At 65.0% G+C, this 23,316-nt stretch carries 18 protein-coding genes and 2 riboswitches; of the genes, 10 read left to right on the forward strand and 8 right to left on the reverse strand.

Going from position 1 to position 23,316, the window contains the following annotated elements:
* Position 1: 1 nt before the first annotated feature.
* Positions 2-1,066, forward strand: coding sequence for a FecCD family ABC transporter permease (locus tag EV191_RS13385; RefSeq protein ID WP_207894520.1), 1,065 nt, complete (start codon positions 2-4; stop codon positions 1,064-1,066).
* Between the two features lie 20 nt (positions 1,067-1,086).
* Here the strand turns inward: EV191_RS13385 and EV191_RS13390 are convergent, their stop codons facing one another.
* The 3 genes from EV191_RS13390 to EV191_RS13400 form a co-directional block, all read right to left on the reverse strand.
* Positions 1,087-2,301 carry a cytochrome P450 gene (locus tag EV191_RS13390; protein ID WP_132877344.1) on the reverse strand — a complete coding sequence of 405 codons (1,215 nt, stop codon included), beginning with the start codon at positions 2,299-2,301 and terminating at the stop codon, positions 1,087-1,089.
* Between the two features lie 235 nt (positions 2,302-2,536).
* Positions 2,537-2,734, reverse strand: a complete 198-nt coding sequence (locus EV191_RS13395; RefSeq protein ID WP_132877345.1) for a ferredoxin — start codon at positions 2,732-2,734, stop codon at positions 2,537-2,539.
* 152 nt (positions 2,735-2,886) lie between these two features.
* Positions 2,887-3,483, reverse strand: coding sequence for an Rv1733c family protein (locus EV191_RS13400; protein ID WP_132877346.1), 597 nt, complete (start codon positions 3,481-3,483; stop codon positions 2,887-2,889).
* Between the two features lie 279 nt (positions 3,484-3,762).
* On the opposite strand from EV191_RS13400, the gene EV191_RS13405 reads away from it, so the two are divergent.
* On the forward strand, positions 3,763-5,235 hold the full coding sequence (locus tag EV191_RS13405) for an arylsulfotransferase family protein (RefSeq protein ID WP_132877347.1): 1,473 nt from the start codon (positions 3,763-3,765) through the stop codon (positions 5,233-5,235).
* 66 nt (positions 5,236-5,301) lie between these two features.
* Here EV191_RS13405 and EV191_RS13410 read toward each other — a convergent pair whose 3' ends face one another.
* The gene (locus tag EV191_RS13410) at positions 5,302-6,558 is read right to left on the reverse strand and encodes an MFS transporter (protein WP_132877348.1); all 1,257 of its coding nucleotides are present in this window, start codon (positions 6,556-6,558) and stop codon (positions 5,302-5,304) included.
* Positions 6,559-6,562: 4 nt separating this feature from the next.
* Positions 6,563-7,075 (reverse strand): GNAT family N-acetyltransferase, encoded by a 513-nt coding sequence (locus EV191_RS13415; RefSeq protein ID WP_132877349.1) that lies wholly within the window; start codon positions 7,073-7,075, stop codon positions 6,563-6,565.
* Positions 7,076-7,133: 58 nt separating this feature from the next.
* Between EV191_RS13415 and EV191_RS13420 the strand changes: the two genes are divergently transcribed.
* Positions 7,134-7,751: a helix-turn-helix domain-containing protein gene (locus EV191_RS13420; protein WP_132877350.1), complete on the forward strand. Its 618-nt coding sequence runs from the start codon at positions 7,134-7,136 to the stop codon at positions 7,749-7,751.
* Here the strand turns inward: EV191_RS13420 and EV191_RS13425 are convergent.
* Positions 7,724-8,353 (reverse strand): TetR/AcrR family transcriptional regulator, encoded by a 630-nt coding sequence (locus EV191_RS13425; protein ID WP_207894521.1) that lies wholly within the window; start codon positions 8,351-8,353, stop codon positions 7,724-7,726. The genes EV191_RS13420 and EV191_RS13425 overlap by 28 nt on opposite strands.
* Before the next feature lie 10 nt (positions 8,354-8,363).
* A complete protein-coding gene (locus EV191_RS13430; protein WP_132877351.1) occupies positions 8,364-9,245 on the reverse strand; it encodes an oxygenase MpaB family protein in 882 nt (293 codons plus the stop codon).
* A 409-nt stretch (positions 9,246-9,654) separates the two neighbouring features.
* Here EV191_RS13430 and EV191_RS13435 point away from each other — a divergent pair, with 409 nt between their 5' ends.
* The 5 genes from EV191_RS13435 to EV191_RS13455 all read left to right on the forward strand — a co-directional run bounded on the left by EV191_RS13435 (position 9,655) and on the right by EV191_RS13455 (position 16,424).
* On the forward strand, positions 9,655-10,752 hold the full coding sequence (locus EV191_RS13435) for a FecCD family ABC transporter permease (RefSeq protein ID WP_132877352.1): 1,098 nt from the start codon (positions 9,655-9,657) through the stop codon (positions 10,750-10,752).
* Complete coding sequence (locus EV191_RS13440) at positions 10,752-11,540, forward strand: ABC transporter ATP-binding protein (protein WP_132877353.1); 789 nt, start codon at positions 10,752-10,754, stop codon at positions 11,538-11,540. The genes EV191_RS13435 and EV191_RS13440 overlap by 1 nt, the downstream gene beginning before the upstream one ends.
* A gap of 5 nt (positions 11,541-11,545) precedes the next feature.
* Positions 11,546-12,556: an ABC transporter substrate-binding protein gene (locus tag EV191_RS13445; RefSeq protein ID WP_132877354.1), complete on the forward strand. Its 1,011-nt coding sequence runs from the start codon at positions 11,546-11,548 to the stop codon at positions 12,554-12,556.
* Between the two features lie 96 nt (positions 12,557-12,652).
* Positions 12,653-12,876, forward strand: a riboswitch (cobalamin riboswitch).
* Positions 12,877-12,915: 39 nt separating this feature from the next.
* Complete coding sequence (locus EV191_RS13450) at positions 12,916-15,348, forward strand: ribonucleoside-diphosphate reductase subunit alpha (protein WP_132877355.1); 2,433 nt, start codon at positions 12,916-12,918, stop codon at positions 15,346-15,348.
* Positions 15,339-16,424, forward strand: a complete 1,086-nt coding sequence (locus tag EV191_RS13455; protein WP_132877356.1) for a ribonucleotide-diphosphate reductase subunit beta — start codon at positions 15,339-15,341, stop codon at positions 16,422-16,424. The genes EV191_RS13450 and EV191_RS13455 overlap by 10 nt, the downstream gene beginning before the upstream one ends.
* Positions 16,425-16,739: 315 nt before the next feature.
* Here the strand turns inward: EV191_RS13455 and metE are convergent, their stop codons facing one another.
* Positions 16,740-19,019 (reverse strand): 5-methyltetrahydropteroyltriglutamate--homocysteine S-methyltransferase, encoded by a 2,280-nt coding sequence (gene metE, locus EV191_RS13460; RefSeq protein WP_132877357.1) that lies wholly within the window; start codon positions 19,017-19,019, stop codon positions 16,740-16,742.
* A gap of 138 nt (positions 19,020-19,157) precedes the next feature.
* A riboswitch (cobalamin riboswitch) is annotated at positions 19,158-19,375 on the reverse strand.
* Between the two features lie 169 nt (positions 19,376-19,544).
* Between metE and EV191_RS13465 the strand changes: the two genes are divergently transcribed.
* The gene (locus tag EV191_RS13465; protein WP_132877358.1) at positions 19,545-20,996 is read left to right on the forward strand and encodes a cytochrome P450; all 1,452 of its coding nucleotides are present in this window, start codon (positions 19,545-19,547) and stop codon (positions 20,994-20,996) included.
* Positions 20,997-21,171: 175 nt separating this feature from the next.
* A complete protein-coding gene (locus EV191_RS13470; RefSeq protein ID WP_132877359.1) occupies positions 21,172-23,310 on the forward strand; it encodes a diguanylate cyclase domain-containing protein in 2,139 nt (712 codons plus the stop codon).
* Positions 23,311-23,316: the final 6 nt, after the last annotated feature.

Below are 23,316 nucleotides of genomic sequence, written 5' to 3' on the forward strand. Positions count from 1 at the left end.
CATGCCCGTTGTCGAAGTCCGGCGAGTCGCGGGACGCACCGCGTTCCGGCTGGGCAGGCACTCGGTGTCCGGCCAGCTGCACCCACGAACCTGGCTGGTCTGCCTCGTCCTTGCCGTTGCGAGCTTCCTGGTGTTCAGTGCCGGTATCGCGATCGGCGACTATCCACTCGGCTTCGTCGACGTAGTGCGCGCGCTCGCCGGCGGTGGCGATAGCTACGCGCTGTTCGTCGTACAGGAACTGCGGGTCCCCCGCTCGGTGGTTGCCCTGCTCGTCGGCGTCGCGCTGGGCATGTCCGGCGCGATCCTGCAGACCATCACGCGCAACCCGCTGGCCAGCCCGGACATGATCGGCATTACCCACGGCGCCGGCTTCGCAGTGGTATCCGGAATCGTGCTCGGGTTCGGTTCCGGCTTGGGTACCCAGGTCCTCGGGCTGGCCGGCGGGTTCGCCGCCGCGCTGCTCGTCTACCTGCTGGCTTGGCGCCGTGGCACTACCGGCTACCGGATCGTGCTGATCGGCATCGGTGTCTCCTGGACCTGCATCGCGGCTATCGACTACCTGATGACCAGGGCCTACGAGTACGAGGCCCAGCAGGCGATGGGCTGGTTGGTTGGCAACCTCAACGGGCGCGATTACGACCAGGCGCTTCCGCTGCTCATCGCACTGCTCGTGCTAGTCCCCGCCACCCTGCTGCTCACTCGCTGGATGCGAGTACTGCAGCTCGGGGACGAGACAGCCAGCGGTCTCGGCACCCCAGTGCAGCTGACCCGATTCGCGCTACTGCTCACCGCCGTCGGGCTGGCCGCTTTCGCCACAGCCGCGGCCGGTCCGGTGCTGTTCGTCGCCCTCGCCGCGCCGCAGATCGCCCGGTTGCTCTGCCGGACGTCGGCGCCACCCCCGGTCGCCGCAGCACTGACCGGGGCGCTTCTGGTCCTCGCGAGCGATCTCGTCGCGCGCCAGCTACTCGCCGACGCGGAACTGCCCGTGGGCATCGTGACCGGCGCGTTCGGCGCGGCGTTCCTGATGTGGCTGCTGGCCCGGATCAACCGGCAACGGTTCGGCTGAGGACATCTGGTTCGGGCACCTCAGTTCGCGGGGAACGCCATCGGAAGCGTGGCAAACCCGTTAGTTGGCCACAGTGTCTGCTGAACCTCACCCGCGAGCTCGAAGTCGGGGATCCGGCGAAGCACTTCCTGCAAGCAGATCCGTACCTCGAGCTTGGCGAGTTCTTCCCCGATACACCGGTGGATCCCGTTACCAAAGGCGAGGTGCTTGCGGTTGTCCCTGCTGACGTCGAAGTCGTCAGGGTTGTCGAAAACCCGCTCGTCCCGGCTGCCCGCACCGAAAACAACCGCTATTCGCTCGCCGGCGCCGATCTGTCGCCCGCCGAGCTCGACGGGCTTGGTGGTGGTCCGCGCAAGGGCCCGCGCAGGACTGGCAAGCCGAATCAGTTCGATCGTCGCCGCAGGCAATGACGTTGGGTCCGCCGCTAGCTGAGCACGGATATCAGGATTGTCCGCAAGATATTTGAGCGACCAGGAGATCGCCGAAGCAATCGTCTCATGACCAGCGGAGAACAGCAGGGTGAAGGTGCCGATAATCTCGGTATCGGTCATCGGACGCCCGTCGATCTCGGTATGCAACAACGCATCGATAACGTCGTCCTTGCGCTCCTTGCGACGCTCGGCGATCCACGAGGTCGCAAACGCCGTAATATCGTCGAATATCGCCTCGACACCCGCCATATCCTGAGCAAACGCGCAGGCAATGAGCCGGTTCGCCCAGTCGTGGAAGTACCGCCAATCGTCCTCCGGCAAACCAAGTAGCAGGCAGATCCCCTTCGCCGGCAACGGAGTCGCAAGCTGCTTAGCGAAGTCAACCTCGCCCTTATCAATAAACTCATCGATAAGTTCGTTGGTGAGCTCAACCAGCCGGGGCTCGAAGCTCGCGATGCGATCGCCTCGGAAAAACGGAATCAACGGCGACCGATACTTGCGGTGCATCGGCGGATCCGACTGGAGCGGCGGAAACGGGCGATCAGGGGAACTGACGGGGGGAACAGTCGGGCTGGGAGCGGAAATGAACGTCTCCGTGTCACGGACGACCTTGGTGATAGTCTCATGATCAAAAACCGACCAGAATCCACCGAACTGCTCTGTATAAGCCACCGGACACGTCCGACGCATCTCGTTGTCATGCTCGGCCGTATTGAACAGACTCTCCGCCGACAGCGGATCCCAGTCCTGGTTAGGCTTGCCCGTGACAGGGCATTCCGCAGTGCGTTCGATGGACTCGGTCATAGGTGTTCCTCTCAAACCACGACGGCCATGAAATACGGACAACACGAAATCAAAGTGACGATGTGCAGTAAGTCACCTATTTCGGCTAAGTAAATCCACGCCTGTCAAGGTCCATCACGCACGCGAGCGTTCACCCAACGGACGCAACCGCGGGTCGTCCATCGGCGTCGTCGAACGCTGGGCCATTCTCCTCTTCTCCCGGGGCTGTTTTGATCGAGGTAACGCTTGACGACTGTCAGCCCTCGATCGAAAGTGCTCTCTCAGGGCAACCGTCGACGGCGGCACGCACCCGGGTGCGAAGCCCTCCGTCGTCTGGGACCTCAGAGGCAGGCACGCGTGCATAGCCGTCGTCATCGAGATCGAACGTTTCCGGAGCCGACATGTTGCACAGCCCGTGCCCTTGGCAACGACCGCTGTCCACGAAGACCTTCATTCATACTCCAATTTGGTGAGAGCCTGGCTGTGTTCGGTGCCGGTAGCGTAGTTCGCACTGTCCACCATGAACGGGATGCCGATGATGGATCCACCGTCAACGAATCAACCGAGACCCGGATAACTGCTCGGCAGGACCATGCCCTCGCCAGTTCAGTACTGGCGCGACCAGATCGGCGCGACGAGCACCCATTCGTGCGCCCACTGCGCCGCGCGAACCCGATCCAGCCGCCAGCGAAGCGCGGTGACGCACAGGCCGACGACCATTCCGATGGCGAAGTAGCTGACCAGACCGGTCAACACACCGGTGGGCACCGCCATGCTCTGGGTGGTGGGTTGCCGGTTCGGTCTGCCACTGTCGTCGACCCAGATATCCACCCGCTCACCAGCCCGCATCCCCGGCTGGCTGGTGATCTTTCCGGTATCCGTACCGCCCGACTCGGTCTGCCACCGAGCCCGCACGCGGGTATCCGGCGTGGTCAGGTCGCCAGGTTCGGTGAGTGTTCGACGGGGCGCGTCGTCCAGCAACACCGCCTGCGTCTGATACGACGTTTCCGCCCGATGCGCCACCGCGTCGCGGGTAGCGCTCCCCGCGGCAACGGCGATCGGGATGGCGATGATCATGATCAGCAGGGCGCTCACGACCAGACTGGACTCCAGCCGGTCGACCGCGCGCCGCGTGGAACCAGCCGGGTACCGAAACACCCACTCCAGTAGGCGCGACCGCCGCCGCACCCGCTCCAGGCCCATCTCCTCGCCTTCCCCAGGTCAACCATCCGTCTCACGTCCAGTATTCCCCGCTAACCGAGGGACGTAACTACCTCGCGGGGGGAAAGCATTGTCATCCCGCTCACGTTCATGGACAGAAAGTCACCGATCTGCACACCGTCCCCCGGACGGCCAAGCCACAGGCGCCACCAACGGAGCCGACGGTCCTGGTCAGCTCAACCGGAATCACCGTTTCGCCATGCGCGCGGCATCGCGCTGATGGATGATGGCCGCGTTCATTTTCCGGCGAACGGAGAAACGATGCGTGGAACACGCGGGGACGAATTGCCTCACCGCCAGCGTGGCTTGCTATGGCTACCACTCGGCACCGCGCTGCTCCTCGCGCTTGTCTGGGCGGTCGCCTCCGCGCCCGCGGCGGCGAACCCTTCGACTGCCGTGCCGCATGACTTCGTCACCAGGCCAGATCTCACACCGCCGGTGATCAACGTGCACACGGCCGAGGAAGGTACCGCGCCGGGCCACATCTTTCTCAGCCCGCGTGGCACCGACGCGCAAACCGGCCCGTTGATCGTCGACGACAGTGGCCAACCAGTCTGGTCCAAGCGGGTTGGCGATGGCGAGCAAACCCGCGCGATGGACTTCAAAGCCCAGCGGTACCAGGGAGAGCCGGTACTCACCTGGTGGCAGACCGACCCCGAGGGCGGCCAGGGGCAATACGTGATCATGAACCAGCGGTATGAGCAGATCGCCACGGTGGAAGCCGGTAACGGGCTCAACGCAGATCAACACGAAATGATCATCACGTCGCGGGATACCGCGCTACTCGTCATATACCACGGCCAGCAGGAAAACGATCGACCCGTGATCGAAGGAGTCGTACAGGAAGTCGATCCGGAAACCGGCGACGTGTTGTTCGAATGGCACAGTCTCGACGACGTTCCGGTGTCCGAGTCCGTGGAACCGCCGCCCGAGGATCCCGGCGCCGCACACGACTACTTCCACATCAACTCGGTCTACGAAGACGCGGAGGGAAACCTGCTCATCTCGGCCCGGCACACCAGCACGATCTATCAGATTGACCGGGAAACCCGGAAGGTGTCCTGGCGGCTGGGCGGCAAGAACAGCGATTTCGCCGTTGCCGAGGACGCCGAGTTCGGTTGGCAGCACGATGCGCGCTGGCTTCCCGACGGGCGGCTCAGCTTGCTGGACAACGTGTCGAAGAAGCCGGGCCCGCCATCGCGGGCACTCGTGCTCGATGTGGACACCGAGAAACGAACCGCCGACGTGGCACGCTCCTTCCCCCATCCCGACGGCACCACCAGTGTCTCGCAGTCGAACAATCAGGTACTTCCGAATGGACACAGCTTCGTTGGCTGGGGATCCCAACCCAGTTACACCGAGTTCGACGCGAACGGCGAGGTCCTGTTGCACGCGGACTTCGGCGCCGAGATGCAGTCATACCGGGCATTCCGGCTGCCGTGGCAAGGTTTCCCGCAACAACCACCGGATGTCGTGGGCAAGCGGGCAACCGACGGCACGATCCAGGTGTACACCAGCTGGAACGGTTCGACGGAGACCCGTTCCTGGCGGATCCTGGCCGGCGCCACTCCGGACGATCTCCAACCCGTAGCCGAAACGGACCGGGACGGCTTCGAAACCATGGCGCCGATCGACGGCGAGTACTCCTACGTCGCCACGGAAGCACTGGACGGAAACGGCCAAACGCTGGGTACCGCCAAGCCGGTACGAGTTATCGCCGCCAACTCCCAGTGAGGGAACGAACTCGGCAACCGGACGCGCTCCGTGATCGCGTTCTTTCAGGTTAGCGAGGTTCGGTGGTCACGGCGCACCCAGTTCGGTGCGTACCGCCCGCCGGGACGCGAGCAAGGCACCGGCGCTGACAAACGCGAGGAACGCGGCGCCAAGAAACACCGGCAGGTAACTGTCCACCAAGGTGACCACCCAGCCAGCCAGGAACGGCCCGCCGGCGCGGGCACCGATCACGAACATCGCCAGCGTGCCGTTGATACTCGCGAAGTGCCGTGGCCCGTAGTACTCGGCGAGCAAGGTGCCACGCAGCAGCTCTGGCAACCCGAAACCGAGTCCGAACAGGACCACGCAGACCACGATGGACACCGTGGCGCCGGAACCGTGTCCAGTAGTAAGCATTGGCACCACCAGCGCGAGCGCCTGCGCGCACAGCAGGATCGCGCTCGCCAGATGTTCCGGCAAGTACCGGCGTAGCCAGCTGATCAGCAGCCGCCCGCATACCTGGAACAGCCCAACCGCACCGGAAAGCAGACTGGCTTGACCGAGCGGATAACCACGATCCACCAGGTACGCGACGAGAATCACCGAGATGGCAACTCTCGACGCCGTCGCGGCCACCATGCACAGCACGAACCAGCGAAACGACGCGCTGCGCACGGCGGTGGCACGAGCCACTGAACCATCTCCCCGCGCGGTAACCGGATCGACCCGTTCCCGCCGCCGACCGTCCGGCAACAGGCCCAGGTCAGCGGGCCGACGGCGGAGCACCAGGCCATGAATCGGTACACAGCAGACCGCGACGGTGGCCGCGAGCACGAGCAAGCTGTCCCGCCAGCCCAATATGTCAATCAACCAGCCGGTCAACGGCACGAACACGACGCTGGCCAGCCCCCCGAACACGGTCAGCACCAGTACCGCTCGCGCGCGGTACGCGGAGAACCAGGCCGTGGTGACCGCGAAGGCGGGCTCGTACAACGTTATCGCCATCGCGAGCCCGGCAACGGCGAAGATGCCGAAGAACACCGCGATCGAGTCCACATGCGACCAACCGAGCAGTACGAGTACGGTCAGTACGCTGCCAACCGTCATCAGGGTGCGCGCTCCCCGTGCCTGGAGCAGCCGACCGACGGGCATGGCGACCACGCCGGAAACCGCGATGCCGACCGCGTAAGCGGCGTTCAAGGTGCCGAGCGACCAGCCGAGTTCGATGTGCATGGGCACGACGAACACCGAGAAGGCGTAGATGAGCACACCCCAGGACACCAGTTCGGTCACGCTCAGTCCGGCCACCATGTACCAGCCGTAGAACAGACCGGACCGCCTCATCCACTCACCCCAACACCGTGGAATCGGCCAGCCGGCACTGCAACAGCACCGTGTCCAGGTCCCTACCGTGCTTGCGCCCGACGCCACGCAGTCGACCTGCTTCGGTGAAACCGCAGCGATGATGCAACGCGAACGAGGCAGGGTCATCGCCGTCCACGATGACCGCTATTACCTCGCGCACTCCAACCTCCCGGCACCGCGCAAGCAGCCCGTCGAGCAGCAGTCGACCGACTCCCCTGCCGACCGCCCACGGCGCGAGGTAAATCGACTCCTCGACGGTATAGCGATACGCCTGCTGCGCCCGCCAGGGTTTCGCATAGGCATAGCCAGCGAGTGCCGCATCGTTGTGCGCAACAAGAAACGGCAACCCGCTACTCGCCGCGTCGTCCAGCCGAGCTCGCCACGATGCCGCATCCGGCGGGATCTCCGCGAAGGTCACCACGCTGTCCAGCACGTAACGCCGGTAGATCCGGCTGATATCGCCGAGATCATCAGCACGAGCGGCGCGAATATCCATCTCGGCACACAATCTCGAAGTATTCTTCTATAGTAAAATCTTTCGTTATTATAGAGAAATGGTCGATCTTGAGCAACTCGGTGCACGCATCCAGGCCGCCCGTACCGACTTCGGCCTCACGCTGCAGCAGCTCGCCGACCGCTCGGCGGTGAGCGTCAGCATGCTTTCCGCTATGGAGCGCGGCGCCAAGGCGCCAACGATCGTCGTGCTCGCTCGTGTCGCGGTTGGACTGGACCTGCCGCTCACCGAGCTGCTCGCCGAGCAGGAACCGCCTCGGATGGTGATACGCCGTGCCGCCGAACAGGACGTCGTGCACGAGGCGGAGGGCTGGTCTCGCGCGATCCTCAGCCCGGTGGTGCCGGGAGTGAACTTCGAGTGGATCCGCAGCACCCTGCCAGCCGGCTGTGCGCCACATCCGTTCGATGCCTACGCGCCTGGATCACACGAGTACCTTGTCGTGCACAGTGGCACGCTGCGGGTCACCGCCGGAACCCAGGAAGTCGTCCTCGATGCCGGCGACTCGCTCTACTTCGCGGCCGATGTGACGCACAGCTATGCCAATCCGGGGGAACAACCGTGCGTCTACTACGTCGCCGCGCTCATCATGCGTTCGCGCGACCGGCGCGCGATACCCGGAGCGGCGACGATTCAGGCACGCAACAATGGCGCGAGGTAATCGCGGGCAAACCGGCGCACTTCCTCGTCGTCCCCAAGCGGAATGCTGCTCTGTGGGGTCAACGTGAACGAGATGGCCAACCGGACGAACAGTTCCGCGACACCCTCTGGTGTGCGCCCGTCCACCGGCTCCACCCCACCGGGCACCTGATCACCCTGCCAGACCAGAAAATCGCGCGCGACGGCGACAACGAGCTCACCGTTCACCGTGAGGTACGGCAACAGCGCTTCCGGATCGCTGGCAAGCAGCCGACTCAACAGCGGGTCGGTACGGGCATACCGCACGCCGACCACGAAACCCTCGACCAGGCGTTCCTCGACCGTCGGCAGCGGCCCGATCGCCGTCACGATGCTGTCGAAGAACCGCTGGCACTCCCGCACCAGCACGGCCTGCACCAGTGTGTCTTTGCCGTCGAAACGCCGGTAGAGCGTCGCCCTGGACACGCCCGCACGCCGCGCGACCATATCCACGCTGGTCCGACGAAGACCGTAGGTGAGGATCTCCTCGAACGCGGCGTCCAGCACGCCCGCGCCTACCCGATCGGTATCGCGTGCGCTGGCGAGCACCAAACCGAGCAGCTCGCTGGATTCCGGCGTGGTCACATCGGCGACACTAGCAACCGGCGGGACCGACCCCGGCACGGCGGAACCCAGCCCGAGCCCTCGGCGTGTACCGCACCGCGGAGGGCAGCAGCGGCCAGACCCGCCCGATACTCCGGCACATCCGCTGGTAGCGACGCTCGTCCCGGGGCGACCAGCTGGCGCCGATCCTGTCCCGAATCACCGGCGGAAGGGTGCCAACGGCCACCCACCAGAGCACCTTTCCGCTTGGCTTGCGGAGCAGCCGGTACAGCGGCTGGGGCAACAGTGGGAATCGTTCCGGTGGCTCCTCGCCCATCTGCACGAGAGCCTTCGCGGTGGGCGTGAGCTCCAGCTGCTCGGCGCAGACCTGGTCGAAGTACTCCCGGAAACTCCGATAGTCGGGCGGCATGATCCGATCGCTCACGCCGTAACCGCGGAAGACCTGACACGACTCGGCATAGAACGTCTCTTTGTCCTTTTCGGACAAGGCGCCGAGGAAGGTGTCGGTGAACTGGAGGGCCGCGTCGAAGATGGTGGCATGCGCCCAGTAGTACGTCTCCGGAGCCAAGGCGTGGTAGCGCCGGCCGTCCGGCTGGGCTCCCTTGATGCCGGTGTGGTACTCACGAATCATCCGCGCCGTGCGTGTCCCGTTCGGCCAATCGAAGGTGACGCCCTGGATCTGCGGAACCGAGCGCAATACCCGCTCCCACGGCTCGCTGAAGAAGTCTGAATGATCCTGCACGCCGCGACCGAGATCCGGCAGCATCAGCTGCAACAGGCCAGCCCGGACCAACATGACATAGATGCCGTGATCACCGGCGTAGCGCCAGTGCAACGATCCCGGTCCAGGCACGGTCACCTCGGCGGCGGCCGGCTCGATCCCGGACCCCACCGCATGCTCGCTTGTCGTCATACCCGCCCCGATCTCCGTCGAACGCAGCCCGATACATTGAGACAGTTCTGATTCTTTGTATCACAGTCATTGGCCCCTCGATACCCGCGACCAAGGTGATCTATCCCGCCGACCGTTGACAGGCCAGGGGCGGGCCGTCAAACATCAAGCCGTTAGACAACCCGCGCCACGCGGGGGAAGTCCGGTTCGTGCGACACCCTTCGGTGCGTACCCAGTCCGGCGCTGACCCGCAACGGTAGGCGGCCAGCCACGTGCGGCCGCAAGCCCGAATACCCGCTGGCGCGGTAGCGCTCCACTACCCGTCGTGGTCTGCGGGACGGAGCCCACCGGGACGAGTTACCGCGCCGCCGTGGCGATACCGCTCATCCCGCTGGGTGCCTGATCGCGACCCACGCGAAAGGCACCCGAGATGACCGCGAACGCACTGGACCGCACGACGGCCGGGCTGCGACGCGCCGCTGATCCGCCACGATCAGGCGGCCGGCTCCTCCCGCTCGTCATCGGACTGGTGGTACTGCTGGCCTGCTCGGTGCTCGCCGGAATCGCACTCGGCCCAGTAAACCTGCCACTGAGCCAGGTGTTACGGATACTCGACGCGGAGATCCGCGGCGGGGTGATCCCCGCCAGCGAGGAGGGCCCCTACCGCATCATCACCCAACTACGGCTGCCCAGAGTGCTGCTGGGCGCGATCGTCGGCGCCGGCTTGGCCACGGTCGGTGTGGCCGTGCAGGCATGTGTGCGCAACGCGCTTGCCGACCCATACATCCTCGGTATCTCGTCTGGGGCCTCGGTAGGCGCGACCGCGGTGACCACGCTCGGGATCTTCGCCGGGCTCGGGCTCTACGCCCTGTCGGTCGCGGCCTTTCTCAGCGCGCTCGTCGCGACGGCGCTGGTCTATCTCGCCGCCAACGGCCGGTCGGGACTGACACCGTTGCGCCTGGTGCTCACCGGAACGGCAATGGCGTACGGCTTCTCGGCGATCACCACGCTGCTGGTGTTCCGCGCCCCACACGGCGAGGCGGCTCGCTCGGCACTGTTCTGGCTACTCGGCAGCCTCGCCGGGGCGAACTGGGCCTCGGTACCGATCGCCGGGATCGTCGTACTGCTCGGCATCGGGTACTTCGCGGTTCGCGCCCGACGACTCAACGCGCTGTCGATGGGTGACGAGGCCGCGATCACGCTGGGGGTGCACGCCACCCGGTTTCGCCGCGAACTCTTCGCCGTCAGTGCCGCGCTCACCGGGGTACTGGTCGCCGTGAGTGGCGCGATCGGCTTCGTAGGCCTCCTCCTGCCGCATGTGGTCCGGATGCTCGTTGGCGCTGACCACCGCCGCGTACTGGCGATCGCACCGCTTGCCGGTGCTTGCTTTCTGGTGTGGGTCGATCTTGCCGCGCGTACCCTGGCCGCACCTGAGGAACTGCCGATCGGGGTGCTCACCGCGGTACTCGGAGTTCCTTTCTTTGTCCTGCTCATGCGCAGGCGCGGCTATGTGTTCGGCGGCCGCTGATGCGCGTGGAACTCAACGGCGTGTCGGTGACCGCGGCCGGCAAGCAACTGATCGACGAGGTGAGCCTCGGCGTGCCGTCCGGAACCGTGGTCGGTCTGGTCGGGCCGAATGGCAGCGGCAAATCCACCACGCTTCGCTGCGTGTTCCGTGCACTACGGCCAACCGCTGGCCGGATCGAGCTGGATGGCAGGGAACTATCCGGCATTCGCCTCAAGGAGAGCGCGCGACACCTGGCCGCGCTCACCCAGGACAACCACAGCGAGTTCGACTTCACCGTCGCCGAGGTCGTCTCGATGGGCCGGACCCCACATCAGGGTTCGCTACGTGCTATGTCCACTATGGACCAGCAGGTCTGCGAGGACGCCTTGCGCAGGGTGGGCGCGGTCGGGCTGGCGCATCGGGGCTTTCTGACCCTGTCCGGCGGGGAACGCCAGCGGGTGCTCATCGCCAGGGCACTTGCTCAGCAGCCGAGCGTGCTGGTGATGGATGAACCAACCAATCACCTGGATATCCGCCATCAACTGGAAGTGCTTCGGCTGGTGCGCGAGTTGGACCTGACCGTGCTCGCCGCCCTACACGACCTGAACCTGGCCGCTACGTTCTGCGATCGGCTCTGCGTGCTCGCGGACGGCCGGATCGTCGCGGACGGACCGCCACGGGAGGTCCTCACCGCCGAGCTGGTGCACCAGGTGTTCGACGTACACGCCGATGTCGTCGACCACCCGACTACCGGCGCCGTGCAGTTGCTCTACCACGCGCAACCACCATTCGACCAGGATCAGGAGTGAACCGAATGCCGTCGACACCACGCCTGCTCAGTGCTGTCGCAGTCACCGTATTGCTCGCCAGCGGATGTGGCGCCACGGTGGCCACCGAGCCGGACACAACCGCGCCCGGCTATCCGGTCACGGTCACCAACTGCGGCTCGGAGGTAACCTACGACGCCAAGCCCACCTCGGTGGTGAGCAACGATATCGGCATCACCGAACTGTTGTTCGCGCTTGGTCTCGAGGACCATCTCGCCGGCTACACACTGTCCGAGGGACAGGATTCCGGAGTGGACAGCTCGCCGTGGCGGTCGAGTTTCGAGAAGGTGCCACGGCTCGCCGAGAAGATCAGCACCGAAGTGGTCCAGGCGGCTGGCGCGGACCTGGTGTTCGCCGGCTGGAGCTATGGATTCGGCGACGAACGCGGGATCACCCCGGAGTCGCTACGGCGCCAGGGTATCGACAGCTACGTGCTCACCGAGTCCTGCCGAAACGGCAACGAGTCCGCGCGCGGGATCATGCCGCCGCTCGAAGCGCTTTACACCGACCTGCGCAACCTGGGCAAGATCTTCGGCGTATCCGAACGCGCCGAACGGTTGATCGCCGAGTACAAGCAAACCGTGGCGAAGGCCAGCGCGACGGTACCGGACGACAAGGAACGCCCGTCCGTGTTCCTGTACGACGCGGGCACCGACCAGCCGCTTACCTCGGGCCGCAACGCCGGTCCACATGAGATCATCAGCAAAGCCGGCGGGGAGAACATCTTCGCCGATCTGGATGACAGCTGGACCACGGTGAGCTGGGAAACGGTCGTCGCGCGGGATCCGGACGTCATCCTGATCAACGATTATGCCGGCGGCACGCCGATCACCTTGACGGAGAAGAAGGAGTTCCTGCGCAGCAATCCGGCGCTGAGCAGCGTCACCGCCGTCGAGCAGGACCGGTTCTTCGCATTGCCGTACGCCGCGCTGGTCGAAGGTCCGCGCAACCCGCGGGCGATCGCCGACTTCGCCGAGTACCTGAGCACCATCCACTGAGCGACACGCCGGCATATATGGGGTGCCCAATGATCAACCAATACAACATGTAGCATTCGTTGCACTGGTGGTTCGCCGGGTCGAGTGCCTGGCGGGCAGGCACGCCGTGCCCGTGTCACGGCACGCGTAGGTGTGCCGAAGAGGGAACCCGGTGGGATGCCGGGACTGCCCCGCAGCGGTGTGTGGGAACGAGTGCCGTACTGACGCACTGGGCGGATTCCCGCCTGGGAAGCGACGGCTAGTAGGTCCGTTGGCCTGTTCTGCTGACTGGTTGACGGCTGCCCACAAGTCCGAAGACCTGCCACCGGCGCGCGTATCAACCCGATACGTGTCGATCAAAGGCTCGCGAGGAGAGAGCAATGAATCAGCTTGTCGCGCCACCCGCTACCGGCGAACAGGTGGCCGATCACGAACCGGCCCCCACGGCGGACCGCCTTGTCGAGATCGTCACCGAAGCCTGTTCCGGGCTCGCCGATGTCGACCCGCGGCGGGTGATCGCCGAGACGCAACGGATGCGCTATACCGGTATCAGCAAGGAAGAACTCGCGCTCGCGCCGATCATGACCGCCCGGGGCCTGGTCGAGCAGGAGCCCAACTACTCCGTAGTGGCCGCCCGCCTGCTGCTGGACAAGCTGCGCACCGAGGCGTTGAGTTTCCTTGCCGGGCAGGAAGTTCACGCCAGCCAGCTGACAATGACCGAGCGGTATGCCGAGTATTTCACCGCGTATCTGAACCGCGCGATCGAGCTCGGCGCGCTGGATCCCCGGCTGGCCGAGTTCAACCTCGAACGGATCATCGCGGCGTTGCGCCCCGAACGGGACCGGTCCTTCGGGCTGCTCGGCATGCAGACCCTGTATGACCGCTATTTCCTGCACCACGGTGGTGTCCGGTACGAGCTGCCCCAGGCGTTCTTCATGCGGGTGGCCATGGGCCTGGCGATCCACGAGGAAGCACCAGAGGATCGGGCGATCGAGTTCTACGAACTACTCTCCCGGTTCGCGTTCATGTGCTCGACGCCTACCCTGTTCAACGCGGGAACGACCCGGCCGCAGCTCTCATCGTGTTTCTTGACCACGGTGGACGACGACCTGGATGCGATCTTTCAGGGCGTGAAGAACAACGCCTTGCTCGCGAAGTACTCCGGTGGGTTGGGCAACGACTGGACCCCGGTGCGCGGACTCGGCGCCCATATTCGAGGCACCAACGGCACATCGCAGGGCGTGGTGCCGTTCCTCAAGATCGCGAACGACACGGCCGTCGCGGTGAACCAGGGCGGTAAACGCAAGGGCGCGGCCTGCGCGTACCTGGAAAGCTGGCATATCGATATCGAGGACTTCCTCGAACTGCGCAAGAACACCGGCGACGACCGGCGCCGAACACACGATATGAACACCGCGAACTGGGTGCCGGACGAGTTCCTGCGCCGGGTGCGCGCCGATGAGCAGTGGACGCTGCTCTCGCCGGACGAGGCTCCCGATCTGCATGAGCTGTACGGGCTCGAATTCGCCGAACGCTACCGGCACTACGAGCGCGCAGCCGAAGCCGGCGAGCTCAGTGTGCACCGCAAGGTCCGCGCCGTGGACCTCTGGCGGCGGATGCTCACCATGCTGTTCGAAACCGGACACCCGTGGATCACCTTCAAGGACGCCTGTAATCTGCGGTCCCCGCAGCAACATGCCGGCAGGGTGCACTCGTCGAACCTGTGTACCGAAATCACCCTGAACACCTCCGCTGACGAGGTGGCGGTATGCAATCTCGGTTCGGTGAACCTGCCGGCGCATATCGTCAACGGTGAACTCAACCACGAGTCGCTCGGCGACACCGTGCGGACCGCCGTGCGCATGCTCGACAACGTCATCGACATCAACTTCTACACCATCCCCGAGGCGCGGGCTTCGAACCTGCGGCACCGCCCGGTCGGGCTCGGCGTGATGGGCTTCGCCGACGCGCTCAGCGAGCTTGGCCTGCCGATCGAATCGCCCATGGCCGTCGAGTTCGCCGACCGGAGCACCGAAGCGCTCAGCTACCATGCGATCGTCGCCTCCGCGGATCTCGCCGCCGAACGTGGCGTTTATCCCTCGTTCGACGGATCACTGTGGAGCCAGGGCATTCTGCCGATCGATTCGGTGGACTTGTTGCGCGCCGCGCGAGCGGATTCCGAGCTCGCCGTGGATACGTCGAGCACATTGGACTGGGCGGGCCTGCGCGATCGCGTGCGTAGCAGCGGCATGCGCAACTCGAACGTCCTGGCGATCGCGCCAACCGCCACGATCTCGAACATCTGCGGGGTCAGCCAGTCGATCGAGCCGATCTTCCGTAACCTCTATGTCAAAGCCAATATGTCTGGCGACTTCACCGTGGTGAACCCGGTGCTGGTTCGGGAGCTCAAGGACCGCGGGCTCTGGGACGATCAGCTCGTCGCGGAGCTGAAGTTTCACGACGGGGCGATCGCCAACATCGAGCGGATACCCGAAGAACTCAAACGGCTGTTCGCGACCGCATTCGAGATCGACAGCCGCTGGTTGATCGAAGCCGCGTCCCGGCGGCAGAAATGGCTCGATCAGGCCCAGTCGCTGAATCTCTACCTTGCCGAACCCAGCGGCCGCAAGCTCGACGAGTTGTATCAGCTTGCCTGGTGCAAGGGCCTGAAAACCACGTACTACCTCCGCACGCAGAGCGCTACCCAGGTCGAGAAGAGCACCCTTGCCGGCACCGACGGCAGGCTCAACGCGGTCTCGCCGGTTGCCCAGGCGTGCGCCATCGACGACCAGGACTGCGAGGCATGCCAGTGACCACATCGGACGTTTCAGCCGTGAACGCGAGCGGACTTGGTGACATCGACCGAACCGGTGTGCGGGTCACGGTCGAGGACAAATCCATGATCAACGCCCGAGCGGACGTGAACCAGCTACTGCCGCTCAAGTACCACTGGGCGTGGGAGAAGTACCTCGCTGGCTGCGCGAATCACTGGATGCCCACCGAGATCGGGATGCAGCAGGACGTCGCGCTGTGGAAGTCGGCGGACGGTCTCACTCCGGCCGAGCGACGAATGCTCAAGCGCAACCTCGGCTTCTTCGCCACCTCCGAATCGCTGGTAGCGAACAACATCGTGCTCGCCGTGTACCGCCAGCTGAGCAACCCGGAGTGCCGGCAGTATCTGCTGCGCCAGGCCTTCGAGGAAGCGGTGCACACCCATGCCTTCGAGTACATCTGCGAAAGCCTCGGCCTCGACGAGGGCGAACTGTTCAATATGTACCGCGAGGTACCGTCCATTACCGACAAGGCCGCGTGGGCGCTGGAGTACACCCGCAGTTTGGAGGATCCCGAGTTCCGTACCGGTACCCCGGCGGCGAACCAGGCCTTCCTTCGCGATCTGATCGCGTTCTACGTGGTCTTCGAGGGCATGTGGTTCTACACCGGGTTCGCCCAGGTGCTCTCGCTGGGTCGACGGAACAAGATGGTCGGCATCGCCGAGCAGTACCAGTACATCCTGCGGGACGAGTCGATCCACCTGAACTTCGGTATCGACGCGATCAACCAGATCAAGCTGGAGAACCCACAACTGTGGAGTTCCGAGTTCCAGCGCGAGGTCCGTACCATGCTGGCGGAGGGCTGCGAGCTGGAGATCGCCTACAGCCAGGACACCATGCCGGACGGCATGCTGGGGATGACCGCGGACTCGTGCACGCAGTACATGCGGTTCATCGCCAATCGACGCTGCGCCCAGCTCGGTCTGGAACCGGTGTTCCCACCCGCGGACAATCCGTTCGGCTGGATGTCCGAAACGATGGACCTGCGCAAGGAGAAGAACTTCTTCGAGACCAGGGTCGTGGAATACCAGACCGGCGGCACGCTCGACTGGAACTAGCTCCGCGCACGCTCGGTGACCGCGCTCGTCAAAGTCGGCGCGGTCACCGAGTCCGCGATCTGAAGAGAAACCGTTGGTGAGGGGTGCGGCAGCCGGGGTCCGTTGAACCACATTTCTTCAGGATCTTGCTGTTACTCCGTGCGGTGGCTGCTGTGACTTTTCGTGTTCGCGTTCTTCAGGTTAGCGTGCTTATCGGGGTGAACGAGGAGATCGCCGGGCTACACCTGACCGCAATCTTTAGGGATCTTGCGGTTGGTGCACGCTCGGTGACCGCGTTTTCGAAGGTGAGCGCGGTCACCGAGCGAGCTAGTCGAGTTAGGCCCGTGCCGCCTTGGCTGCTCCGACCATGTGCCGGAGGGCGGGTTCCACCTCCGGGTAACCGCGGGTCTTCAACCCGCAGTCCGGATTCGCCCAGAGCCGTTCCGCCGGAACCGCGTCCGCCGCCAATCGCAGCAGCTCGGCCATCGACGCCTCGTCCGGCACCAGCGGCGAGTGAATGTCATAGACACCGGGGCCAACCCCGCGCCGGAACCCGATCGCGCGCAGGTCCTCCAGTACCTCCATTTTGGACCGTGCCGCCTCGATGGTAGTGACATCGGCGTCCAACCCGTCGATCGCCTCGATGACGTCGCCGAATTCCGAGTAGCACAGGTGCGTGTGGATCTGCGTCCCCTCGGCGGCACCCGCGGTCGCCAGCCGGAACGACTCGACCGCCCACTCGAGATACTCGGCGCGGTCACGTGCCCGCAACGGCAGCAGCTCCCGCAGGGCCGGTTCGTCCACTTGGATCACCCCGATGCCCGCGGCCTCGAGATCGGATACCTCATCCCGCAACGCGAGCGCCACCTGCCGCGCGGTGTCCGCGAGTGGCTGGTCGTCGCGCACGAAGGACCAGGCGAGGATCGTCACCGGGCCGGTGAGCATGCCTTTCACGGGTTTCGTAGTGAGCGACTGCGCATAGCCGCTCCACTCCACCGTCATCGCCGCCGGCCGGGAGACGTCACCATGCAGGATCGGCGGGCGTACGCATCGCGATCCGTAGGACTGCACCCAGCCGTGCTCGGTGGCCGCGAAGCCATCCAACAGTTCCGCGAAGTACTGCACCATGTCGTTGCGTTCGGGTTCGCCGTGCACCAGCACATCGAGCCCGAGCTCCTCCTGCAGCCGGATCACCCGTGCCACCTCGGCACGCATCCGCTCCCGGTACTCCGACTCATCGATCCGGTCCGCCCGGAGGTCCGCTCGCGCCTGGCGAATCTCGGCGGTCTGCGGGAACGAACCGATAGTCGTGGTCGCGAACGATGGCAGGCCGAGCTGGGCGCGCTGGGCGATAGCCCGCTCCTCGTAGTCGACCCGCTTGGCGTCCTCGGGGCGCAAGGCCGCGATCCTGGCGCGAACCCGCTCATCGGTCGCGCCCCCGGTGCTGGCCATCGCGTTATCCGCCGCCCACAACGCATCCCGCTGTCCGCCTGCCAACGCATCGGCGAGCAGCGCGACTTCGGCCACCTTCTGCTTGGCGAACGCCAGCCGGTTGGCCACCGCCGGTTCCAGCGCGGTCTCCGCGTCGAGGTCGTAGGGCACATGCAGCAGGGAGCACGATGTGGATACCGACACCTCGGCGACCGAGCCGAGCAGCGTGGCGCACTTCGACAGCGCCGCCCGCAGGTCGGTACGCCACACGTTACGACCGTCCACTACTCCGGCGAGCACGGTCTTGGCACGCATCCCGCCGAGACTCGCGATCCGGTCAGCGGTATCCGGCGCGGAGACCAGGTCCACCGCGATCGCCTCGACCGCGGTATCGGCCAGCACCGGAAGCGCCGCACCCAGGTCGCCGAAGTAGCTGGCCACGACCAGCTTCGGCCGGTTCGTCAGCTCGGCCAGCTGGTCGTAGGCCCTGCGTAGCGCGCCGAGTTCGGCCTCGGTGCGGTCACCGACGAAGGCCGGTTCGTCCAGCTGTACCCATTCCGCGCCGGCCTCGGCGAGCTGGGCGAGTAGCTCCGCGTAGCGTTCTACCAAGCCGTCCAACAGGTCCAGCGTGCGGAAATCCGCTGGCGCGAACTCATCGGGTTTAGCGAGCAATAGGAACGACACCGGGCCGACGAGCACTGGCCGAGTACGCACGCCAAGGGCTTCGGCTTCGCGGAACTCGGCGACCGGCTTGTCCCCGACCAGCCGGAACTCGGTGCCTGGCCCCAGTTCCGGAACCAGGTAGTGGTAGTTGGTGTCGAACCACTTGGTCATCTCGAGCGGTTGCGCCGTGCCGGAGCCCCGCGCCATCGCGAAGTAGGTGTCCACATCAGACAGTCCAAGTGCACGGAACCGATCAGGGATGGCATCGAAAAGTACCGCGGCGTCCAGAACCTGGTCATAGTAGGAAAACGTGTTACTCGGTACGGAGTCAAGGCGGGCGGCGGCGAGTTCCCGCCAGGAGTCCGCGCGCAGCCCGGTCGCTACCTCGCGCAGTTCCGCAAGGTCGATTCGTCCCGACCAGTAGCGTTCCAGTGCTCGTTTGAGTTCCCGACGTGGGCCAATGCGGGGGTAGCCGAGCACGGTAGCGCCGATCCGAGCGGTATCCGGTTCGGTGTTGGTCATTGCTCTCTCCTCGTGAGCGTTGACCTCGAGACAAGCGAGCACCGGATAGGTGGAACACACCATCGGACGTCCCGAACGCCATGGACCACCGGAGCGGTGTCGGACCTTCCCTCGAGGTCGCGGACCGACACGCATCGGGTTGATGCGTGTACCGGTGGCAGGTCTTCGGACTCGTGAGCACCCGTCACACCAGTCGACAGAACCGGTCAACGAACCTACTTGCCGCCGCTTCCCAGACGCGAAATTCGCCCAGTGCTCCAAATACGGCTTTCGTTCCCACACACCGCTGCGGGGCAGTCCCGGAATCGCACCGGGTTCCCTCTTCGGCATGTCGCGCCTCATCGCGCGTCATACTCGCCCGCCAGGCACCCACCCGGCGAACCACCAGCGTCATCGACCTTACTCGATCTTCCGGAACACACAATGCCCAGCCGGCGAGGATAAATTGACCACTTGCCAATAAGGCCCATCCGCGCGACAGTGATAGATGTCAGCCGTGTTTCTCTCAACGGGGAGCTGATCACTATGCCGTCCACCGTCCGCAAGGCACTCGACGCGGTTCGCGGACCGACACCGCTGCTTGTCGCCGCGCCACTGCCGCGCAAGGTGGACGAAGCGATGGCGAATATGCGCGGGCCCCGGCGGCCATTGGCGACGCCGCCGCCGGGGAGCGACCTGCGCCCGGTGATGGGTGACGGTGGACTGCCCTTGCTCGGCTACAGCATCGAGGTCATGCGCAACGGTTATGCGGTGGCCCGCCGCCGGTATGCCGAATACGGACCGGTGTCCTGGATGAGTTTCCTCGGGATGCGCATGGTCGGCGTCGCCGGCCCGGAGGCCACTCAGACCGTCCTGATCAACAAGGACAAGGCGTTCTCGCAGGACGGTTGGGTCACCATGATCGACCGGTTCTTCCACCGCGGCTTGATGCTGCTCGATTTCGACGAGCACCTGACCCATCGGCGGATCATGCAGGAGGCGTTCACCTCCGAACGGCTAGCCGGCTACACCGAGCAGGTAGGGCCGTGTGTCCGCGAGGCACTACCCCACTGGCGGACCGGCGAGCCGTTCCAGATCTATCCGGAACTCAAACAGCTGACCCTGGATATCGCGACCCGGGTGTTCATGGACGAACGCAGCGGCGCGGAAGCAGACCGGGTGAACAAGGCCTTTGTCGACGCGGTGCGCGCGCCGACGGCGTTGCTGCGCGCGCCGATCCCCGGTGGGCGGTGGCGGGCCGGCCTCCAGGGCAGGCAGGTACTCGAGCGCTACTTCGCCGATAACCTGCCCGCGAAACGGCGCAGTAATGGGCGTGATCTGTTCTCCGCGTTGTGCCACGCCACCACGCCGGACGGCGAGCGGTTCAGCGACGAGGACGTCATCAATCACATGATCTTCCTGATGATGGCCGCCCACGACACCACGACCATTACCACCTCGGCCGCCACCTACTTCCTCGCCAAGCATCCGGAATGGCAGCAGAAGGCCCGCGAGGAGAGCCTCGCACTTGGCGATGAACCACTGGACATGGCCGCGCTGGATCAGCTGCACACGCTTGATCTGGTCATCAAGGAATCCCTGCGGCTTCTCGCGCCGGTGCCCACCTATATGCGCCGGGCAGTCACCGATACCGAGGTCGCCGGGCACTACATCCCCAAGGGCATGATCACCATCGTCTCCCCCGCGGTGAATCATTTCGACCCGGAATACTGGACCAACCCGGACGAGTTCGATCCCGATCGGTTCAGCGAAGGACGCAGGGAGGACAAGGGCCACCGGTTCGCCTGGCTGCCGTTCGGCGGTGGCGTGCACAAGTGCATCGGACTGCACTTCGGCACGCTCGAGGTGAAAACCCTGTTGCACGAGATGCTGCGGAACTACGACTGGTCGGTCCCCGCCGACTACGAGGTGCGCTGGGACTTCACGTCGTTGCCGATTCCGGTGGATGGACTACCGATTGTGCTCAGTCGAAGGTGATCAACAACACGCCCCGTGAGGCTTGTGCCCCGGACCCACCCGTTCGGTGATCGTATTCTAGGCTCTGCGTTAACCGGGATGATCTACATCGTGTAATTTTCCACCTACTGTATGCCTCATCTGCCAAACTCATTAGACTCTCCGCACGCCCAGTTACGTTGCGAAGAGGTGCGCAGTGCCTACACCTGGTGACAGGCCAGGATTGGCGGAGTTCGCCCGCCAATGGACCAGCATGGTGTTCAACACCAGCCTGGTCGCCCTCTCGCTCGCGGAAGCGCACGAGCTCTTCCGCGCGCTCGGCACCAAGTTGATTGACCTCGGCGCCGAGGAAACCCTGGACACGGCACAAGTGCAGGCCATCGGGCAGCAGCTGGTGACCCAGAGTTTCCACGGGCCCGGCGCCTTGTCCAGTACCGTTCGCCACCTCGGCGCCGAGCTGCCAGCCCTGTTGCCGGAGAACCGCCGAGTTGACCGAGCTCGCCGGAGCACCGAGATCCAGGGGGCGCTCGTCGACGGCTACCTCGATGCACTGCGCACCCATCTGCTGCAGAGTCAGGAGCAGATCAAGAAAGCCGCGCTGCGCGCCCAAGTACAGGCCGAACGGGAACGAGCGCAAAGCCAGGCCCAGTTCGCCGCCGTATTCGCCACGGCTGACGTGGGTATCGCGGTCGGGGACATTGACGGAAACATCGTGCACGCCAACCGCGCACTGGAACTCTTGGTGCACCGCGACCGGGGTGGACTGGACGGGGTGCCGTTCCACGATCTCGCCGCCGAGCACGATGTCCACCGCGTGCAGGACGGCTTCACCAGGCTCAAACGCGGCGAGTTACCGCGGTTTCGCACTCAGATCGAGCTTCGCAACGCCGATGAGGACGAGCCCGTCTCCGCGCGATTCGCGCTCACCCTGGTCGCGGACAGCACATACGGGCCGTCCTACCCGGTGCTGGTCATCTCCGATGTCACCGATCTACACCTGCTCCAGGAACGAATCGGTTACCAGTCGGTACATGACGCGCTCACCGGGCTGCCGAACAAATCGCGTTTCGTCAGCCATCTGGAAACCGCGCTGGACGCGGCCACCAAGACCGGTCGGCAGATCGGCCTGTGTTTCCTGGACATCGACGGTTTCAAGGTCATCCAGGACGGCCTTGGCGCGCAGGTCGGTGATCAGGTACTGCAATCCGTGGCCAACCGGCTGAGCTGGGTGTTCAGTAACCGAGACGCGCTCGTCGCCCGAATGACCGGGGATGGCTTCGCCGTCGTGTTCAGCGGCCCAGAGGTCAGTGCGCCGATCCTGACGCAACTGGTGAACGAGGCATTGCGGGAACTCGCCGAACCCGTCTACTTCGAGGACCAGGGAGTCGCGATCTCGGCGAGCGTGGCCATCGCCGTACAGCCGGCCAGCCAGTACACCGCGACCGAGCTGATCAGAGCCGCGGAGATCACTCTGCATCGGGCGAAGTTCAACGGCAAGGCGCAGTGGATGCTCTTCGATCCCGAGCTGGACGCCGGCGACCGGGCCAGGTACCGGATTGGCTCGGGTATCGGCGGCGCGCTGGAAAACGGTGAGCTGACGCTGGATTTCGCCCCGTTGATGCGGCTGGACACGCCATCCGTGCCGTATGCGGTCGCCGGCATACCGCGCTGGGATCACGCCGAACTCGGCGTGCTGCGGGAGGCCGAGTTCAGCCCGCTTGCGGTGGAGACGGGCCTGATGCTGCCGATCGGCCACTGGCTGCTGGAACGCGGATGTGCCCAGGTAGCCGAGTGGCGGGCGGCTGGCGACATGCTCGTGCCGGTCCGGCTACGCGTGCCGGACCGGATGATGCTTGACGAGGATCTGGTCAACGACGTGACCAGCACCGTCGAACGCCTGGCCGTGGACCCGGAGTCGGTACAGATCCAGTTCGCGCCCGAGGCTGTGCTGACCCCGCGGGGCGAGCTGAACGACTCGCTACAGATCCTGCACGAAAGCGGCTTCGGGCTGACGCTCGAGATCGCCGGGACCGCGGAGCTGAGCATGGCGCGCCGGCATCGCCTGCCGCTCAGTGGCGTGCATCTGACGGGTGATCTCGTCGAGGAGGTCAGCGAAGCCGACGACGATGATTTTCCGCTGCGCGAGCTCACCCACCTGGTTGGCCAGGCCAGTCTGCTTGGCCTGGTGGTTACCGCGGAAGCCGTACCCGACGCGGATTGTGCCGCGCGGCTGGGCAAACTGGGCGTGCTCGCGGCGAGCGGTATGTTCGCCGCACCACCCGGTACCGCGCGAGATGTGCTGTCCTTCCTGCGCGGGACGGCAAAGTCGCTTTGATCGCGG

Origin of the sequence: Tamaricihabitans halophyticus (assembly GCF_004340875.1) — a bacterium.
GTDB classification, from domain to species: domain Bacteria; phylum Actinomycetota; class Actinomycetes; order Mycobacteriales; family Pseudonocardiaceae; genus Tamaricihabitans; species Tamaricihabitans halophyticus.

What these genes read in the sequence shown, in the direction of transcription:
- EV191_RS13435 (WP_132877352.1), top strand. Translation starts at nt 9,655, where the DNA reads ATGACCGCGAACGCACTGGACCGCACGACGGCCGGGCTGCGACGCGCC.
- EV191_RS13445 (WP_132877354.1), top strand. Translation starts at nt 11,546, where the DNA reads ATGCCGTCGACACCACGCCTGCTCAGTGCTGTCGCAGTCACCGTATTG.
- EV191_RS13405 (WP_132877347.1), top strand. Translation starts at nt 3,763, where the DNA reads ATGCGTGGAACACGCGGGGACGAATTGCCTCACCGCCAGCGTGGCTTG.
- EV191_RS13400 (WP_132877346.1), bottom strand. Translation starts at nt 3,483, where the DNA reads ATGGGCCTGGAGCGGGTGCGGCGGCGGTCGCGCCTACTGGAGTGGGTG.
- EV191_RS13395 (WP_132877345.1), bottom strand. Translation starts at nt 2,734, where the DNA reads ATGAAGGTCTTCGTGGACAGCGGTCGTTGCCAAGGGCACGGGCTGTGC.
- EV191_RS13410 (WP_132877348.1), bottom strand. Translation starts at nt 6,558, where the DNA reads ATGAGGCGGTCCGGTCTGTTCTACGGCTGGTACATGGTGGCCGGACTG.
- EV191_RS13465 (WP_132877358.1), top strand. Translation starts at nt 19,545, where the DNA reads ATGCCGTCCACCGTCCGCAAGGCACTCGACGCGGTTCGCGGACCGACA.
- EV191_RS13415 (WP_132877349.1), bottom strand. Translation starts at nt 7,075, where the DNA reads ATGGATATTCGCGCCGCTCGTGCTGATGATCTCGGCGATATCAGCCGG.
- EV191_RS13420 (WP_132877350.1), top strand. Translation starts at nt 7,134, where the DNA reads ATGGTCGATCTTGAGCAACTCGGTGCACGCATCCAGGCCGCCCGTACC.
- EV191_RS13430 (WP_132877351.1), bottom strand. Translation starts at nt 9,245, where the DNA reads ATGACGACAAGCGAGCATGCGGTGGGGTCCGGGATCGAGCCGGCCGCC.
- EV191_RS13385 (WP_207894520.1), top strand. Translation starts at nt 2, where the DNA reads ATGCCCGTTGTCGAAGTCCGGCGAGTCGCGGGACGCACCGCGTTCCGG.
- EV191_RS13440 (WP_132877353.1), top strand. Translation starts at nt 10,752, where the DNA reads ATGCGCGTGGAACTCAACGGCGTGTCGGTGACCGCGGCCGGCAAGCAA.
- EV191_RS13390 (WP_132877344.1), bottom strand. Translation starts at nt 2,301, where the DNA reads ATGACCGAGTCCATCGAACGCACTGCGGAATGCCCTGTCACGGGCAAG.
- EV191_RS13455 (WP_132877356.1), top strand. Translation starts at nt 15,339, where the DNA reads ATGCCAGTGACCACATCGGACGTTTCAGCCGTGAACGCGAGCGGACTT.
- metE (WP_132877357.1), bottom strand. Translation starts at nt 19,019, where the DNA reads ATGACCAACACCGAACCGGATACCGCTCGGATCGGCGCTACCGTGCTC.
- EV191_RS13450 (WP_132877355.1), top strand. Translation starts at nt 12,916, where the DNA reads ATGAATCAGCTTGTCGCGCCACCCGCTACCGGCGAACAGGTGGCCGAT.